General features: G+C 57.3%; 11 protein-coding genes. 9 read left to right on the top strand and 2 right to left on the bottom strand.

Translation table 11 applies throughout. The annotated features are described in order from the left end of the window. Nucleotides 1-4 precede the first annotated feature (4 nt). Nucleotides 5-2,113 carry an elongation factor G gene (gene fusA, locus ABWQ15_RS08015; RefSeq protein ID WP_353908239.1) on the top strand — a complete coding sequence of 703 codons (2,109 nt, stop codon included), beginning with the start codon at nucleotides 5-7 and terminating at the stop codon, nucleotides 2,111-2,113. 100 nt (nucleotides 2,114-2,213) lie between these two features. Continuing rightward, nucleotides 2,214-3,419 carry an elongation factor Tu gene (gene tuf, locus ABWQ15_RS08020; protein WP_353908240.1) on the top strand — a complete coding sequence of 402 codons (1,206 nt, stop codon included), beginning with the start codon at nucleotides 2,214-2,216 and terminating at the stop codon, nucleotides 3,417-3,419. Between the two features lie 232 nt (nucleotides 3,420-3,651). Here the strand turns inward: tuf and ygfK are convergent, their stop codons facing one another. After that, nucleotides 3,652-6,600 carry a putative selenate reductase subunit YgfK gene (ygfK, locus tag ABWQ15_RS08025; RefSeq protein WP_353908241.1) on the bottom strand — a complete coding sequence of 983 codons (2,949 nt, stop codon included), beginning with the start codon at nucleotides 6,598-6,600 and terminating at the stop codon, nucleotides 3,652-3,654. A gap of 95 nt (nucleotides 6,601-6,695) precedes the next feature. After that, a complete protein-coding gene (gene ssnA, locus ABWQ15_RS08030) occupies nucleotides 6,696-8,039 on the bottom strand; it encodes a putative aminohydrolase SsnA (protein ID WP_353908242.1) in 1,344 nt (447 codons plus the stop codon). Nucleotides 8,040-8,378: 339 nt separating this feature from the next. Here ssnA and trhA point away from each other — a divergent pair, with 339 nt between their 5' ends. The 7 genes from trhA (at nucleotide 8,379) to ABWQ15_RS08065 (ending at nucleotide 18,272) form a co-directional block, all read left to right on the top strand. Beyond that, complete coding sequence (trhA, locus tag ABWQ15_RS08035; RefSeq protein WP_353908243.1) at nucleotides 8,379-9,038, top strand: PAQR family membrane homeostasis protein TrhA; 660 nt, start codon at nucleotides 8,379-8,381, stop codon at nucleotides 9,036-9,038. Between the two features lie 158 nt (nucleotides 9,039-9,196). Further along, complete coding sequence (locus tag ABWQ15_RS08040) at nucleotides 9,197-13,039, top strand: ATP-binding protein (protein ID WP_353908244.1); 3,843 nt, start codon at nucleotides 9,197-9,199, stop codon at nucleotides 13,037-13,039. A gap of 408 nt (nucleotides 13,040-13,447) precedes the next feature. Continuing rightward, nucleotides 13,448-14,359: a glutamate formimidoyltransferase gene (gene ftcD / locus ABWQ15_RS08045; protein ID WP_353908245.1), complete on the top strand. Its 912-nt coding sequence runs from the start codon at nucleotides 13,448-13,450 to the stop codon at nucleotides 14,357-14,359. 10 nt (nucleotides 14,360-14,369) lie between these two features. Continuing rightward, nucleotides 14,370-14,996 (top strand): cyclodeaminase/cyclohydrolase family protein, encoded by a 627-nt coding sequence (locus tag ABWQ15_RS08050; protein ID WP_353908246.1) that lies wholly within the window; start codon nucleotides 14,370-14,372, stop codon nucleotides 14,994-14,996. Between the two features lie 41 nt (nucleotides 14,997-15,037). After that, nucleotides 15,038-15,646, top strand: a complete 609-nt coding sequence (locus tag ABWQ15_RS08055; protein WP_353908247.1) for a HutD/Ves family protein — start codon at nucleotides 15,038-15,040, stop codon at nucleotides 15,644-15,646. A 24-nt stretch (nucleotides 15,647-15,670) separates the two neighbouring features. Further along, nucleotides 15,671-17,341, top strand: a complete 1,671-nt coding sequence (locus ABWQ15_RS08060; protein ID WP_353908248.1) for a formate--tetrahydrofolate ligase — start codon at nucleotides 15,671-15,673, stop codon at nucleotides 17,339-17,341. A gap of 112 nt (nucleotides 17,342-17,453) precedes the next feature. Further along, nucleotides 17,454-18,272, top strand: a complete 819-nt coding sequence (locus ABWQ15_RS08065) for a formate/nitrite transporter family protein (RefSeq protein WP_353908249.1) — start codon at nucleotides 17,454-17,456, stop codon at nucleotides 18,270-18,272. Nucleotides 18,273-18,340: the final 68 nt, after the last annotated feature.

Genomic DNA, 18,340 nt, shown 5'->3' on the forward strand with positions numbered 1-18,340 from the left:
GACTATGCCGAGGAAAAACTCGCTTGAAAACACCCGCAATATCGGCATTATGGCCCACATTGACGCGGGCAAGACGACTACTACCGAGCGTATCCTGTTCTACACCGGCGTGAACTATAAGCTGGGTGAGGTCCATGACGGCAATGCCACCATGGACTGGATGGCGCAGGAGCAGGAGCGCGGTATTACCATTACGTCCGCCGCCACTACTTGCCACTGGAAGGGGTCTAAGGACCAGTTCCCGGACACCCGCATCAACATCATCGACACTCCGGGCCATGTGGACTTCACCGTGGAAGTGGAGCGTTCGCTGCGTGTGCTGGACGGCTCCGTAACGGTGCTGTGCGCCAAGGGCGGTGTGGAGCCCCAGTCCGAGACTGTGTGGCGTCAGGCCGATACCTACAAGGTCCCCCGCATGATCTACGTCAACAAGATGGATATCATGGGCGCGGACTATTACAACGTTCTGCGGATGGTTGAAGAGCGCCTGAAGTGCAATGCCGTTCCCATCCAGCTTCCCATCGGAAGCGAGGATACCTTTAAGGGCATCATCGATCTGGTGGACATGAAGGCGGACGTGTATTACGATGACCAGGGCAAGGATATGCGCGAGGAGGATATCCCCGCCGACATGCTGGACCGGGCCAAGGAGTATCGCGAGAAGCTGATGGATGCTGTTTCCATGGTGGATGAGTCCATTATGGAGACATATCTGGCCGGGGAGGACGTCTCTGCGGAGAAGGTCCGCGCGGCAATCCGAAAGGCCACCGTTCACAACGAAATGGTCCCTGTCACCTGCGGTACGTCCTATAAAAACAAGGGCGTGCAGAAGCTGCTGGACTCCATTGTGGACTATATGCCCTCTCCTCTGGATATTCCTGCCATCAAGGGCGTGAATCCCAAGACCGATGAGGAAGAGGACCGCAAGCCCAGCGACGAAGAGCCGTTCTCCGCGCTGGCGTTCAAGATCATGACCGACCCCTATGTGGGCCGTCTGAGCTTCTTCCGGGTGTACTCCGGTCACTTGACCACCGGTTCCTCCGTGCTGAACAGCACCAAGGGCCAAAAGGAGCGCATTGGCCGCATTTTGCAGATGCACGCCAATCACCGGGAGGATATTGAAGAGGTCTATGCCGGCGATATCGAAGCCGCCGTGGGCCTAAAGAACACCACCACCGGCGATACCCTGTGCGATGAAAAGGCCCCGATCATTCTGGAGTCCATGGAGTTCCCCGACCCCGTTATCCGCGTGGCCATCGAGCCCAAGACCAAGGCCGGTCAGGAAAAAATGACCATGGCTTTGATCAAGCTGGCGGAGGAGGACCCCACCTTCAAGACCTGGACCGATGAAGAGACCGGCCAGACCATCATCGCCGGCATGGGCGAACTGCATCTAGACATCATCGTGGACCGTATGCTCCGCGAGTTCAAGGTGGAAGCCAACGTGGGCGCGCCTCAGGTTGCCTACAAGGAGACCATCAAGAAGAAGGTCGAGCAGGACACCAAATATGCCCGCCAGTCCGGCGGTAAGGGCCAGTACGGTCACGTCAAGATTCGTGTGGAGCCCAACGAGTCCGGTAAGGGTTATGAGTTCATCAACGCCGTAGTGGGCGGCGCCATCCCCAAGGAGTATATTCCCGCAGTCGACGCCGGTATTCGGGGCGCCATGAACGGCGGCGTTGTGGCCGGATTCCCTGTGGTGGACGTGAAGGCCACGCTGTACGACGGCTCCTTCCACGAGGTCGACTCCTCTGAAATGGCATTTAAGATCGCCGGCTCTATGGCTTTCAAAGAGGCCTGCCGCAAGGCGGACCCCACGTTGCTGGAGCCCATTATGAAGGTCTGTGTCATCGTCCCCGACGAGTATATGGGCGACGTCATCGGCGACTTGAACAGCCGCCGCGGCCAGATCATTCAGCTGGAGGCCCGTCCCGGCGCTCAGCAGATCGACGCGCATGTGCCTCTGTCAGAGATGTTCGGCTATGCCACTGATCTTCGCTCCCGCACCCAGGGCCGTGGCCAGTATACCATGGAGCCCAGCCACTATATCGAGATCCCGAAGAACATCCGGGACAAGATTGTGGCCACCCGAAACGGGAACAAAGCGGAATAATTGGGGATTGATTTTCCCCGCGTTTTACTGTAAAATGAGCAGTGCTGAATAAAACTGCGCTGCCCGCAAGGATTTTTGAAATTGACAGGAGGATCATCAAATGGCTAAGCAGAAATTTGAGAGAACCAAACCACATGTAAACATTGGTACCATCGGTCACGTTGACCATGGCAAGACCACCCTGACTGCCGCTATCACTAAGTGGCTATCCCTGCAGGGCAAGGCCAAGTTCGAAGCTTATGATTCCATCGATAAGGCTCCCGAGGAGAAGGAGCGCGGCATCACGATCAATACCGCCCACGTTGAGTATGAGACTGACAAGCGCCACTATGCCCATGTGGACTGCCCGGGCCACGCCGACTATATCAAGAACATGATCACCGGCGCTGCTCAGATGGACGGCGCTATCCTGGTCATCGCTGCTTCCGACGGCCCCATGGCCCAGACCCGCGAGCACATTCTGCTTGCCCATCAGGTCGGCGTGCCTGCGATGATCGTCTTTCTGAACAAGTGCGATCAGGTCGACGATCCCGAGCTCATTGAGCTGGTTGAGATGGAAGTGCGTGAGCTGCTGAGCAAGTACGACTATCCCGGCGACGATATTCCCATTATCAAGGGTTCCGCGCTGAATGCGCTGACCACTGATTCCACCGATCCCGCGGCTCCCGAGTATGCTTGCATCAAGGAGCTGATGGATGCGGTCGACGACTATATCCCCACTCCTGACCGCAAGGAGGATATGCCCTTCCTGATGCCCGTCGAGGACGTGTTCACCATCTCCGGCCGCGGTACCGTCGCTACCGGCCGTGTGGAGCGCGGTAAGCTGAAGATGAGTGAGGAAATCGAGATCGTCGGTCTGGCCGAGGAGAAGAAGAAGACCGTCGTTACCGGCATCGAGATGTTCCACAAGCTGCTGGACTATGCTGAAGCCGGAGATAACGTCGGCGTTCTGCTGCGCGGCGTTGACCGCAGCGGTGTGCAGCGCGGCCAGGTTCTGGCGAAGCCCGGTTCCATTCACCCCCACACCAAGTTCAAGGGCCAGGTTTACGTTCTGAGCAAGGATGAGGGCGGCCGTCATACTCCGTTCTTCAACAACTATCGTCCTCAGTTCTATTTCCGTACCACCGATGTCACCGGCGTCATCACTCTGCCCGAGGGCGTTGAGATGTGCATGCCCGGCGATAACGTCGAGATGGACGTTGAGCTGATCACCCCGATCGCCATTGAGAAGGGCCTGCGTTTCGCTATCCGCGAGGGTGGCCGTACCGTCGGTTCCGGCGCTGTCATTGACATCGAGGAGAAGTAAGAATCTCTGAGAAATCGCTGTTTGGGCGATTTTCAGAATGATTTGAACGCTTTAAAAAGCAGCGTGATGTGCCTGTGGCACGTCACGCTGCTTTTTGCGTATAATCGGCATTGGGACAGCCAGACAAAGACATACCCGCAAAAGATTCGCCAAATGCCATTCGGCATTTGGCGAATCTTTTCAGATCGTTGGGAAGCTATCGCCCCAACGGAGAGTAAATCGAGAATTGAGCTTATCCCATTAGATATCCGTATTTGCTATACACGGTCAGAATCATGCACTCAATACCCTTAGGCAGATGGTTCTCCCCGTCCAGATCCGCTTCCAACACGTTCCCGTCCAGCCGGACAAGGACTTTGCGCCCGCCCAGCGGGAGAAAACCGGAATTGGGAGTCCCGTCAAAGTCATCCCTGCTGTGGAACAGGGTGAACTTATCCCGGTAGGGCGCGGAGTCATAGGGGCAGAACACCGCGCAGTTGCCGCACTCGTTGCACATGCGGTCCACGTGCAGAATTTCGCGCCGCCCGTCGGGCAGTTCAATGGATACGTTGGCGCGGTTAGGACATACATCCGCGCAGCTTTCACACACCACGTTGCAGCTCAGGCACCGTTCGCCCTCGCATTTTGCGGATTCGCACAGGATGCCGCGTTTTGCCACTGCATCCGTACGTGAGGCAGAAGAGCGAACGGGGAAGCTCGTCGGATGGACAGCTTTAAGCACCTCGTTTGCAAAGCCTTGGGCGTCCGCAATGCCCTCTACCACCGTGGCAGGGCCGCGCATAGCGTCGCCGCCGCAGTAAACGCCGTCCAAATTCGTCCGGAAGGCGGGAGTGCCGCCGGCGTCCACCGGAATTCCGTTGTCTTCGAACAGCTGCGCGTCCACCTTCTCGCCCACAGCAGAGATCACCGTGTCGCAGTTGATTTCCACGGTTTCGCCGGTTTCCACCGGAGCGCGCCGCCCGGAGGCATCCGGCTCGCCCAGCTTCATTTTCTTACACAGCAGAGTTCCGTCCTTTTGCTCCACGGGGGCGACCAATTCCAGGAACCCAACGCCGTCGGCAATGGCCAGCTCCAGTTCCTCCGCATCTGCGGGCATGTATTTCTTTGTCCGGCGATAGATCAGGGTGGAGGATTTCGCTCCCGCCCGAAGGGCGGCGCGGGCCGCATCCATGGCGGTGTTGCCGCCGCCCACCACGGCCACATGGCCCAAAGACACGTCTTTTCCGACCTTTAGATCCCTCAGCCAACCGATGACCGGCACCACGTTGCCGGGGATCGCAAGCGTCCCGGCCTTCCAGGCGCCCACGGCGAAGTAAATGTGCGTGTAACCCTGAGCCTTCAGCTCCGCCACCGAGGGCGCGGGCGCGCCGCACCGGACCTCCGCCCCCATCTTCAGAACCAGCGAAATATCTTTATCGATGGCCTCGTCACTGATGCGGAAGCCGGGGATCACCTGCCGGACCACGCCGCCCAGATGATCAGCCTTTTCAAAAATGGTGCAGGGAACGCCTGCCCGTCCCAGAAAATACGCCGCGGCCAGACCGGAAGGTCCACCGCCCACGATGGCGGCTTTCACGCCGTTTTCGGCGGGAACAGGGACTTTGAGGCCGCGCAGCACCGCGTCGTAGCCTTTTTCCGCCGCCACAAGCTTTGTTGCCCGGATCTGTACCGGGTCGTCGTAGAAATTCCGGGTGCACTTGTCCATGCAGTGATGGGCGCAGATGGTGCCGGTGATAAAGGGCAGAGGGTTCTTCTCGGTGATGAGCCGCAGAGCATCCTCAAAACGCTCCTGACGGCACAGCTCAATGTATTCCGGAATATCCTGCTGAATGGGACAGCCGCCTTCGCAGGGCGCGGTGAAGCAGTCCAGCAGGGGAACCTTTTCATACAGCTTCCGCCGGGGCAGGGGCTTGACGGCCTTCACATGGTATTGATCGCTCCGCGCGGCCAGAGACAAAGCCTCGATTCCGTCCACATCCACGGATGTAAACGGCTTGTAGCAGAGCTTTTCCAGCTTTTCTCCGATCTGCTTGAAGCGCTGATAGCCGCCGGGCTTCAGCTCTGTGGTGGCCATGGTGATGGGCCAGATATTGCAGGCGAACAGCTTGTCAATGTTGAAATAGTCCGCGCCGCCCGCATAAGAGAGGCGCAGTCTCCCGTCGAATTCTTTGGAAATGCGGGCTGCCATGATGGTGGTCAGGGGGAAGAGGGATTTGCCCGCCATATACATTTCTTCGGAGGGTAGCTCCTGCTGCTTCACGTCCACCGGGAAGGTGTTGGAGAGTTTCAAACCGAATTCCAGACCGCTTTTCGCAGCCAACTGCATCAGACGACGGAACATGGGTACCGCGTCGGCGTATTGCAGGTCCTCCTTGAAATGATGCTCATCAAAAGCGATATAGTCATAGCCCATGGAGTCCAGCACCGACCGGGCCGTTTGATAGCCCAAAATGGTGGGGTTGCACTTAACAAAGGTATGCAGGTGTTTTTCCGCAAGGAGGTAGCTGGCGATGCGCTCAATCTCGTCCGGGGGGCAGCCGTGCAGAGTGGAGACGGTGACGCTGCGGGAAACATGGGACGTGATGGTGGAAATAAAGGCCTCCTCGCCGGGGAACATCTGACGCAAAACCGCGATGCACTCCTGAAAAATGGAGGTGCCGGACGCGTCGATCATGCCGTTGAGGAAGGTGTCGATCTTCGCACCCTTAATTCCCTCCAGATCATAGCCCACCGACATATTGAACACAAATCCGTCCGGGTCGCCCAAACCATATAGATGGGCCAGCATCTTGCAGGCGCACCACGCCTTCACGTATTCCTCAAATGCCTGCGCGACATACAGCTCCGTGGACCACTCGCAGTTATAGCACTCGTCGTTTGCCAGAATGCAGGGCTTGTGAACACAGGCGGCCAGCTCTGCGCCGTCCATCTTTTGAACGGTCTTCAGCTCGAAAAACCGCGCCCCGCCGTAATATCCGGCGATGATGTTCTGAGCCAGCTGGGTTGCGGGTCCGGCGGCGGGGCCAAAGGGAGTCTCAATCTTCTCCCCAAAAATGGGAAGGGTCTTCATCCCGGCCTGATAGGGCCGGTGAACGCCGAACACGGAGCTTTCCTTTTGGTGCTCCGCGGTGATCCAGGTCATCAGTTCCCGAAAGGGAATAGGGGTCATTAATTCGCTCATTTTACTTACCTCCGATTTTAGATTCCCTCGTAATTATGGGAGGACCGAACTTTTCCCACCGCGGGCGCGGCAGGCGGTTCCAAGTCTTGCGTTCCTTAATAGGTTTTGTGGTTCAGCTGACCCCACAGGCGTTTCGAGCTCTCCAGCACATGGGCGTTGACCGCGTCCTCGTCCACCTCCGTCAGCTCACGGTCACGCATCAGAATTTTGCCGTCGATCATGGTGGTCTGGCACTGACGGCCTGTCATGCCGAAGAGCATGTGGCCGTCGATATTCTCGTCGGAAAACGGCGTATACGGCTTGTAGTCCATGACAATGACGTCCGCCGCCGCGCCGGGGCGCAGAACGCCCAGCGGTGTCTCAAAGGAGCGGCCCGCGATTTTGGCGTTGTTGCGGAACAGCATGTCGGTGACCTCACACCAGCCTACGTTGGGGAGGCACGCGTTGTTCCGCTGGGAACAAAGAGCCACTTTGATGGATTCCAGCATGTCGTTGGTATAGGCATCGGTGCCCATTCCAACCAGAATCCCCTTCTTGTACAGCTGCAAAACGGGGGAGATGCCCACGGCGTTTCCCATATTGCTTTCAGGGTTGTTGACGCACATGGTGTCCGTTTCCTTGATAATCTCCATCTCGGCGGTGTTGACGTGGATGCAGTGGCCAAGAAGCGTCTTCGGTCCCAGAATATCGTGATCCTGCAAGCGCTGGACAGGGCGGCGGCCGTAATTGCGCAAGCTGTCGTACACGTCGTTCATGCCCTCGGACACATGCATGTGGAAGCCCACCCGGCCGTTGTTGGCGGATACCATCCGGTCAAAGGTTTTGTCGGAGATGGTGAACAGGGCGTGTCCGCCGAACAGGGCCTTCAGCATATCGCTGGGGTTTTTCTCACAATAGTCGATAAAATCCTTGTTTTCCTGTACGGACTGGAGGGACTTCTCCTCGCCGTCCCGGTCGGACACCTCGTAGCAAAGGCAGGCCCGCATCCCAAATTCCTTTGTGACCTCTGCAATTTTCATCAAAGAGCCGGGAATCTCACAGAAGGAGGCATGGTGGTCAAAGATGGTGGTGACGCCCTGCTTGATGGAGTCAATCACCAGAGCCTGCGCAGAGGCCTTCGTGGCCTCCAGATCCAGGTGGCGGTCGATGGCCCACCAGGTGCCGTCCAAGACCTCGTAAAAATTGGTGGGGTTATTGCCCGCAATGCTCAGGCCACGGGCCAGAGCGGAATAGATGTGGGTATGGGCGTTGATGAGACCGGGCATGATGACGCCGCCTTTGGCGTCCACGAATTCCGCCTTCGGGTATTGAGCCTTCAGCTCCGCGGTGTCGCCCACGGCCACAATTTTTCCTCCGTCGGTGACTACGCCGCCGTCAGGATAGTAGCCGGCGCCTTCCGCGTCCCGGGTGATGACCTTTCCGTTTGCCAGTAAAATCATTTCAAAAACCTCCTGTCTTCCTGTCATAGTTCCATGTTTTTCACGCCATATAAAAAGAAAAGGCGCTTCAAACCATCTCCGGTCTGAAACACCCACCAAAAGATGATAGGTGTCAGCCCGTGCGCAACAGCACTTCGTTCCAGCTATCATTCTTTCATTGTGACTTTATTGTATCGGACCTGTGCATAAATTGCAAGCAGATGGGCAAAAAAATTTTTAGGTGCTGTTTTGTGTAAAACGACGAAACAAAATTTAAAAAACTACTTGAAATATTTTTCAAACCATGTAATATAATATTGTAAATTACATTTTGCAATTAGCTGAAGGGAGTTAAATTATATGCGTGATTTGGTAGCGAAGGCGCAGGACCGCGTCAGCTTCGAGACACATGCCTTGGGCGCGCTGGCCGCGCTGGTTGGCTGTATCATTATGGCGGTGCGGGGCGTGGGGCTGAATGTCCCTGCGGCGACACTGTGGGCCGCGCTGGTATTCTGCCTGTCGGCACTGGCATTGTACACGGCCAGCGCAGTCTACCATTACTATCCCGGCAATGAGCTTACCGCCGGAGCAAAGCGGTTCCTTCGAAAAATGGACCACAGCATGATCTATGTGCTGATCGCCGGAAGCTATACGCCGTTTGCCATGGTGATGCTGCCTCAGCCAACGGGTGTCCGGTTCTGCATAACGCTTTGGGCGGTGGCACTGGCGGGGGTTTTGATGAAGTTCATCTGGATCAACGCGCCCCGTATTTTGTCCACGGTGATTTACCTCATCATGGGTTGGGCGGTGCTGTTTATAGCAAAGGACTTCGCGGCGGTGGGCCAGCCCTGCATGACGCTGGTGGCGCTGGGCGGCGTATGCTACTCTGTGGGCGCGGTGTTCTACGCGGTCAAAAAGCCCAGCATTTCCGCGGATTGGACCTTTCACGAGCTGTTCCATCTGCTGATTTTGGCGGGGTCTTTGTTCCACTATGCGGCGATCTATTTCTACGTGCTGTAAACCATAACTTTTGGTAGTTTTAAACAACTTGCCTTGCCAAATTCCCCGAAATAGAATATACTATTCACTGGCTAACCGAATGCGAATATGTATTCAGGGAAGGGCGGAAGGGTATGGGCGGTAGGCGGAGAGAATGCAATACGGCAAGGCAAAGAGCGATGTGCCTATCGTTCTTTGCCCTGCTGCTTTTTTTGTGCGCTTCTTCCGCCCGCGCCGTGGACGGGGTCCATCAGGTCCTGTACATCAGCGCCTACTCCTATGAGCTTGAAAACGTTCCCGTTCAGTTGGACGCCATTACCAAGGCCCTGAACAGCGGGGCCAGCGTAAAATATCTCTTTATGGATACCCGTAACCAGAGCGAGCGGGCGGCGTCGCAGGAGCTTTGCCGCCGGCTGGATACATGGAAGCTGCTGCCCACCATCGATGCGGTGATCGTCAGCGGCGACGCGGCGCTGCAATTTGCCATGAACTATCAGGATGAATATTTCGCCAGGCTGCCCATCCTCTTTTTGGATATTCGCCAGCCCCTACTGGCCGCCACAGCGGCGCAGAAGGAACGGATCTCCGGCGCTGAGAGCGCCGTTCCCTTTCGGGAGACGATTTCACTGGCGGCCCAGCTTTATCCGAATGCCAAACAGGTGGTCTGCATTGGAGATGGCACCGATGCGGCCCGGGGAATGATGGGGACGTTTTACTGTCTGGAAAGTACCTTTCCACAGCTCGATTTCAAGAGTCTGGATCTGGGGGAGATGCCCAAGAGCGGGATTCAAAAGCTGATGGAGGGATACGGGGAGGAGACGATCCTGATCTATGCCCAGGTGAGCCATGACGGCAGCGGAAATATCTACAGTGATCTGCAGGCGGCGGAAATGCTGACGGCAATGACTTCACTTCCTATTTTTTCTGCCAACGCCGCAAGCCTGGGCACCGGTTTTTTGGGCGGGTGCGTGATCTCGCCGGACGACATGGCCTTTCAGGTTGGGCAGTATGCCGGCCAGATTATGGACGGCAAGACGGCTGCGACGGATGTGGGCCTTTTGAAAATGCCCGTGATCACCCGGTTTGATAAGCGCGTGATGGATCGGTGTGGGGTCCTGCGAAGCAGTCTGCCCGGGGATACGGAATACCTCAACGACCCTGTTCGTGACGCCGTCCTCCAATATAAGCGGGTCCTGCTTGGCGGCGTGAGTGCCATTGTGTTGCTCATTGCGCTGGCGGCCCTGCTGCTGCGGGACAACCGCAGACGCAGAGCGCTGATTTGCAAGGTGCAGGAACGGGAGCGGCAGCTTCAGAATGTCATGGATCTGGTACCGGGTGGTATCTGCTCGTTTCGGGTGGACGAAGGAGATCATGTTGAAATGATCCATTTCAACACCGCCTTTTATCAGCTGCTGGGGTACCCGGCTCCGTCAGAGAACAAAAATGCCAATCTGCTGCAGAATATCCACCCCGACGACCGGGAGTCCTTTGGGGAACAGATTTGCCTTTGCCGGCAGGGCGTGGAGAATATTCAGAAGACCTTTCGGATACTGCGGCATGACGGAACCTATATCTGGATGTCTTTGCAGGCATCTTTGGCACAGGAGGAAAACGGCAGCCGGACTTATTACGGCGTATTCAGCGATGTGGATGTGCTGAAGCGCCTGCAGGAACATCTGGAGCAGGATGAGCGCACGCTGCAGACAGCCATGGATCACGCAAATGTGGATTATTGGCTCTACGATCCCCAACGGCATACCTTGCACCAAAGCAAACGCGCCTGCGAGCTGTTCGGTCTGCCGGAGGAGATGGCAGATTATCCGCAGTCCTGGTTTGCCCAGCAGATTACCTTTGATGAGGACGTGCCCAAGCTGCAAGAGGCGTTTGCGACGATTGACCGGGGCGAAGAACATGCCGTCTGCGAGGTGCGGGAGCATCTTCCAAACGGCAAAGACCAATGGGTAGAGATCCGGATGACGCAGCTGTACGACACGGAGGGGAATCGGACAAAGGTGTTCTGTACCAGCCTGGTCTGCACGCAGCGCCACCAGGAGATGGAGCGGTATGAGCGGCAGAACCAGCGTATCCAGACGCTCCTGCCCAACGCAGTGGCGTCCGTCCAGATGAATCTGACGAAGAATACCTGGCTACCCGGACCTTCTCTCTATCCGGAGCTGCTGGCGGGAGTGGAAGGAACCGCGGACGCCGCGTTCCAGAGAATGAAAAGCCGCGCGATTACCGCAGAAGAGGCCGAGGCATTCGGCGCCCGCATCAGTCGGCAGGCGATGCTGGATGCCTATGAGCGGGGCACCTCGCTGCTGACCTATGAACGGAACTGCTGGATCAATGGAGTCTGCCGCTGGCTGATGGTGCGGGCGGACATTACCAGAAACCCCGTTACCGGCGATGTGGAAGCCAACATTTATTCGTTTGACATCGACGACCAAAAATTCATGGAGCAGATCATGAATACCGTAATCCGCCGTGAATATCTGATGATTTTGCGGATTGACCTGACGGCGGATACCGCCCGGGTGTTTTCTGCTCAGGCCGGGCAGAATTCGATTCATGAGATCAAGCAGGCGGAGGCGTCCATTCTGGACACTGTCCGGGACTCCTATGCAGGCGACGATCTGGCAGACACGCTGGGCCGCCTGCGCTTCAAGGAAATACGCATTCAGTTGGAGAAAAACGCGGAGTATGTGGTGTATGCCGACTGCCGCAACAGCTCCGGAAACGTCCGGCGGCTGCGCTATGCCTTCATATGGCTGGACAGGAACGGCAGCTTGGTCTGCTGTACCGTGACCGATGCCACGGACGTCTTTGTCAAGGAACGCCGCCGGAGCGAGGCGATGTATTCCGCGTTGGAGGAGGCCCGGCGGGCCAATCAGGCAAAGAGTGAGTTTCTTTCGCGCATGAGCCACGAGATACGCACGCCCATGAACGCCATACTGGGCCTGACTCAACTGGCACAGGAGGATGCCGAAGCTCCGGACGTGGTGGAGACGCTGGAAAAGATTCAGGTTTCCGGCGAGTATCTGCTGGGATTGATCAACGATGTGCTTGATATGAGCCGGATCGAATCGGGACGTATTGAGCTGCATCCTGAAAACGTGAACGTGCAAACGATGTACAAGGCAATCCGGGATCTTATGCTCCCCCGCCTGGAGGAAAAGCACATCCGGTTCCGGATGGATACCAGCGGGGTAACCACGCCGTATGTGGTGATTGACCGACTGCGCATCCAGCAGGTGTATGTCAATATCCTGAGCAATGCCATCAAGTTTTCCAAACCGGGCTCAGAGATTTCCTGCTTGGTGAGGCATATTCCATGCGGAGAGGACAAGATTACCAGCATCATGGTTTTCCGGGACCAGGGCTGCGGTATGAGTCAGGAATTTTTAAACCGGGTGTTTGATCCCTTTGAGCAGGAGGCCAACGGTTATCAGGACCCTCAGCTGGGTACGGGGCTGGGCCTTGCCATTGTGAAAAATCTGGTGGAGCATATGGACGGCACGGTAAGCGTCAAAAGCGAGCTGGGAAAGGGCAGCGAATTTACCGTGCAGATCACGGTGCCCAAGGGCCATCCGCTCGATGAGACCGAGAAAAAAACTCCGGAGACCGACGGTCAGATCAATCTTAAGGGGAAACGGATCCTTTTGGCGGAGGATCACCCGGTCAATACCGAGATTGCAAAAAAAATGCTTTGCCGTCACGGATTGTTGGTGGACCACGCTGAGAACGGGCAGGCGGCGCTGGACAGCTATCTGAACGCGGACGCATGGTATTACGACGCGGTTTTAATGGATATTCGAATGCCGGTGATGAACGGGTTTGAGGCGACCAAGGCCATTCGCAACTCCGGACGGCCCGACGCCGGGAGTATCCCCATCATCGCCATGACGGCAAATGCTTTTGAAGGCGACCGCCAGGAGACCCGCGCGGCGGGGATGAACGCACATCTTTCCAAGCCGGTGCGCCAGGAGGAGCTGTTGAACATGTTGCGGAAATTCCTGAAATAATGGCGGCCGCTTAGAAAGCCAATCAACGTGCGCAGGGGAACCTTTCGGTGAGAGGTTCCCCTGCGCATTGCTGCTTCCGGGCGTTTCAAACTGAGAAGAAATCGCTCTGCTCAATGGTTAACTGAAAGAAGCCATCCATAAATTAGACGCTTTTTGGAGAGATAACTTAAACCTGCATAAGAGCTCACTCCTTTGCGGTTTTAAAGTCTGAAATCCTCAAAAACAAATGGTACATGAGAATCAATACTTGTACCTTGCCTTCAAAATTAGACGCTTTTTGGATGAAGCCCTGCTATACTGTGTCCGGAAGAGACAAGTTTGGCAGGGATGTGGGATACAGCCGCAGCGGCGGCCGCGACCGCATACCGGCCGGACATTAAATTTTATAATCTTTGGAGGAAATCGTTTATGGCAAAGCTTGTTGAGTGCATTCCCAATTTCAGCGTCAGCAGAGAAAAGGATGAGCCGGTTTTTCAGGGCCTGGTGGATACGGCCAACTCCGTTCCCGGCTGCACGGTGATGGACGTTCAGTCGGACGGCACCCATAATCGCTGCGTATTTACGCTGGTGGGTTCCCCGGAGGGCATTGAGGAAGTGGCTTTCCAACTGTGCAAAAAGGCCGCCGAGACCATCGATATGACCAAGCACGAGGGTGCGCATCCCCGCATGGGCGCCACAGACGTCATCCCCTTCGTTCCTACCATGGATGTCACAGTGGAGGAGTGCGTTGAGATCAGCAAGCGCGTCGCCCAGCGCATCTGGAACGAGCTGAAGGTCCCCAGCTTCCTGTACGAGGACTCCGCCACTTCCCCCGACCGGGTGAATTTGGCGAAGGTCCGCAAGGGCCAATTCGAGGGAATGCCCGAAAAGCTGCTCCAGCCCGAGTGGGCTCCTGACTACGGTGAGCGGAAGATCCATCCCACCGCCGGAATCACCGCCATCGGCGCCCGGATGCCTCTGGTTGCCTTCAACGTGAATCTGGACACCGACAACGTGGAGGTGGCCAAGGCCATTGCCAAGGCAATCCGTGGCTCCTCCGGCGGCTTCAAGTACTGCAAGGCCATCGGACTGCTGCTGGAGGATCGGAACATCGCCCAGGTCTCCATGAACATGGTGAACTACGAGGGAACTCCGCTGTACTACACCTATGAAATGGTCCGCGCGCTGGCCGATCGGTACGGCGTAAAGATTCTCGGCACCGAGGTGGTGGGCCTGACTCCCGCTAAGGCACTGATTGACTGCGCAGAGTATTACCTGAAGATCGAGAACTTTGACTGCCGCAAGCAGGTGATGGAGTATCACCTGATCGACATGGAATAAGGGGGCCGACATGAAACTGGCTGACCAGACTGTTACATCCTTTGTGGACCTTATGGCCTCTGACGCGCCGGCTCCCGGCGGCGGCTCCGCAGCCGCGCTGGAGGGGGCGCTGGGTACGGCGCTGACCGCCATGGTGTGTGCGCTGACGCAGGGGAAAAAGAAATATGCCGAGTACGCGGCGCTGACCGCGGAAGTGGGCGAGAAGGCTCAGATGCTGAAAGCACAGTACGTGGATGTCATCGACCGGGACACAGAGGCGTTCAATGCCGTCTCCGCCGTCTTTTCCATGCCCAAGGATACCGACGAGGAGAAGGCTGCCCGATCCGCCGCCATGCAGGAGGCGCTGAAGGGCTGCACAAAGACCCCGTTTGAGATGATGGAACTGGCGGTGAAGGCTCTGGAGCTGACCGACAGCATCGTAGGCCGTTCCAACGCCAGTGCCGCCAGTGACCTCGGCTGCGCGGCCCTGAGCTTGAAGGCCGCCATTCAGGGTGCGTGGCTGAACGTGTTGATCAACATCGGCGGGCTGAAAGACCAGGCATTTGCCGAGCAATATCGCTCCGAAGGGGAAACACTGCTTAAAAAAGCACTGCCTTTGGCGGATTCCATTTATGCAAAAGTCCTGAACTCCCTGTAAAGCCAACGGGATTGATTGAATGAATCGAAAAGTGTGATATAATGAGCGATACAATTCGGCATATCACTGCCCCGGAATACGTCACCACCCGCTGGGGCGGCGGCGCCACCACCCAAATTGCCATCGCGCCCGCCGCTTCGCAGTACGCGGATCGGGATTTTCTCTGGCGCGTCAGCTCCGCCACGGTGGAGCTGGAGACATCGGATTTCACGCCCCTTCCGGACTATGAGCGGTTTTTATCTACGCTGAAGGGCTCGGTTCGCATAGCCCACGACGGCGGCGTGCCGCTGACTTTGACACCGGGAAATATTCACCGGTTCGACGGGGGCGCGGTCACTCGGTCGGAAGGGAAATGTACCGACTTCAATCTGATGCTCCGCAAGGGGAAATGCAGCGGGGAGATGCGCTGCCTGCACCTGGGGGAGCTCGGCACGGCCCGATTGAGCCGCACCGTGGGCTTGACGGGAGCGCATCACACCTTCCTCATTTACTGCGCGGAGGGAGACGGTGAGCTTACTGCGGCAGGGGAGACCGTCCGGTTTGCCAAAGGCGAGGCGGTGCAGACGGAGAATGCCGAGCCGCTGCTGCGGTGCGGTGCGGCGTCCGTATTTCTGCTGTGCGAGATGGCGGAGACGAAGATCCAAAAATGATGAACGATAAGGAGGAGACAATTCATGGGATTTAAAAGCGACATTGAGATTGCCCAGGAATCGACCATGCTTCCCATCGAAGAGGTGGCCGCGAAGCTGGGGGTGGGTCAGGAGACCTTGGAGCCCTATGGACACTACAAGGCAAAACTGGATATCCATGCGCTGAAGGATCTGCCCCGGAAGGCCAAGCTGGTGCTGGTGACGGCCATCAGCCCCACCCCCGCCGGCGAGGGCAAGACCACCACGTCCGTGGGCCTTGCCGACGCGCTGAACAAGTTGGGCAAGAAGACCGTGGTCTGCCTGCGGGAGCCCAGTCTTGGCCCTGTGTTTGGCGTCAAGGGCGGCGCAGCCGGCGGCGGCTACGCTCAGGTGGTGCCCATGGAGGACATCAACCTCCATTTCACCGGTGACTTCCATGCCATCGGCGCGGCCAACAACCTGATGGCGGCGCTGCTGGACAATCACATTCAGCAGGGCAACGCGCTGGATATCGACGTGCGCAAGATTGTTTGGAAACGCGCGGTGGATATGAATGACCGCCAGCTGCGCCATATCATCTGCGGCCTTGGCGGCAAGGCCAGCGGCGTGCCCCGGGAGGACGGCTTCGACATCACCGTGGCCTCCGAAATCATGGCCGTGCTGTGCCTGTCCAGCGATCTGATGGATATGAAGGCGCGTCTGGCTCGAATGGTGGTGGCCTACACCCGGGATGACAAGCCAGTCACAGCCCACGATCTGCACGCCGAGGGCGCCATGGCCGCGCTTTTGAAGGACGCGATTAAGCCGAATCTCGTGCAGACGCTGGAGCACACCCCCGCGCTGATTCACGGCGGCCCCTTCGCCAATATTGCCCACGGCTGCAACTCCATCGAGGCCACCGAGACTGCGCTGAAACTCAGCGAGTATACCGTCACCGAGGCCGGCTTCGCTGCCGATCTGGGCGCGGAGAAGTTTTTGGACATCAAGTGCCGCGCCGGCGGTTTCCATCCTGACGCCGTGGTGGTGGTTGCCACCGTTCGTGCCCTGAAGTATCACGGCGGCGTTGCAAAGGCTGATCTGAACAACGAGAATCTGGAAGCTCTGGAAAAGGGCTTGCCCAACCTTCTCCAGCATGTCGAGAACGTGACGAAGGTGTTTGGTCTGCCCTGCGTGGTGGCCGTGAATGCCTTCCCCACCGACACCGCCGCCGAACTCAAAATGGTTGAGGATAAGTGCCGGGAGCTTGGCGTCAACGTGGCCCTCAGCGAAGTCTGGGCCAAGGGCGGCGAGGGCGGCAGGGCTTTGGCCGAGGAGGTTGTGCGCCTGTGCCAGCAGCCCAGCCACTTCCAGTTTGTTTACGATGCGGAGGACAGCATCGAAAACAAGCTCAACGCCATTGCCACCAAGATCTACCGTGCCGACGGTGTGGTGCTTACCGCCGCCGCCGGGAAGCAGCTTCAGCAGCTCACAGAACTGGGCTTCGATAAGCTTCCTATCTGTATGGCTAAAACCCAGTTCTCCTTCTCCGATGATCCCAGCAAGCTGGGCGCACCCCGCGGCTTCAAGATTACTGTGCGTGAACTAAAGGTGAATGCCGGCGCCGGATTCCTGGTGGCCAAGACCGGCGATATTATGACCATGCCGGGCCTTCCCAAGGTCCCCGCCGCCGACAGGATCGACGTGGACGAGCACGGAAAGATCACCGGACTGTTTTAACATTTTCCCGGCGGGGCCTTTCGGCTCCGCCGGGACCGCGACCATTTACTTGAAGGCGCTAACTTGAAAGTCTCCCGGTTCGTATGCAGTGGGAGCGTAAGGGGGGAGAACGATGCTGAGTCCCGCTGAATTTTTGGAAAGCTATGCCGGAATCGGCGAGAGAAAAGCCGGCGCGGGGGTCCTGAAACTGCTCTTGTCGGGAATCCTGGCGGGCTTTGCCATCGGTGTGGGCGGCGCGGTGACCACCGCGGCGACCTTTTCCATCGAAAACACGTCAGTCGCGAAAATAATCGGCGGTGTTCTGTTCCCGCTGGGGCTGATTATGGTGCTCATAACCGGCGCGGAGCTGTTTACCGGAAACTGCCTGATGACGATTTCTCTTTTTGAGCGGCGTATTCACCTGAAGGGGATGCTTCGAAATCTTGCCGTCGTTTATTTGGGCAATTTTCTGGGCGCGCTGCTGTTGGCTTGGGCGATGATCTCATTCAGCGGTCCGGGGATGGCGTCCGGACTGATACTTAAGACTGTCTCCACCGCCGCCGCAAAGTGTGCACTGCCATTCGGGAGAGCGCTGGGCCTTGGAATTCTGTGCAACATTTTGGTCTGTGCCGCCGTTATGATGGCCCTGTGTGCCAAAGACATAATAGGGCGCGCGGTAGGGGCCTTCGGTCCGGTCTGCTGCTTTGTCATCTGCGGATTCGAACACTGCGTGGCCAATATGTATTTTATCCCTGCAGGGCTGTTTGCGCGGACGATGCCGGACTGCGGACAGCTTGCGGCGGGGGCGGGAATCGACATTTCCGCCCTGACATGGGGGAACTTTCTCCTGCATAATCTGATTCCGGTAACCATCGGAAATCTCATTGGCGGCTGCGGTCTTGCCGCCCTGATCTGGGCAACGCACCGAAAGACCACCGTCCGGACAGCGTAAAGTTAAATTCTTTTTAAAAGAGGAGGGGGTGCAGCGAAATAAGAGAGCTTTGGCCGGAGGCCGAAGCG

The organism is Oscillibacter sp. (genome assembly GCF_040505565.1).
In the GTDB taxonomy this organism is placed as follows: domain Bacteria; phylum Bacillota; class Clostridia; order Oscillospirales; family Oscillospiraceae; genus Oscillibacter.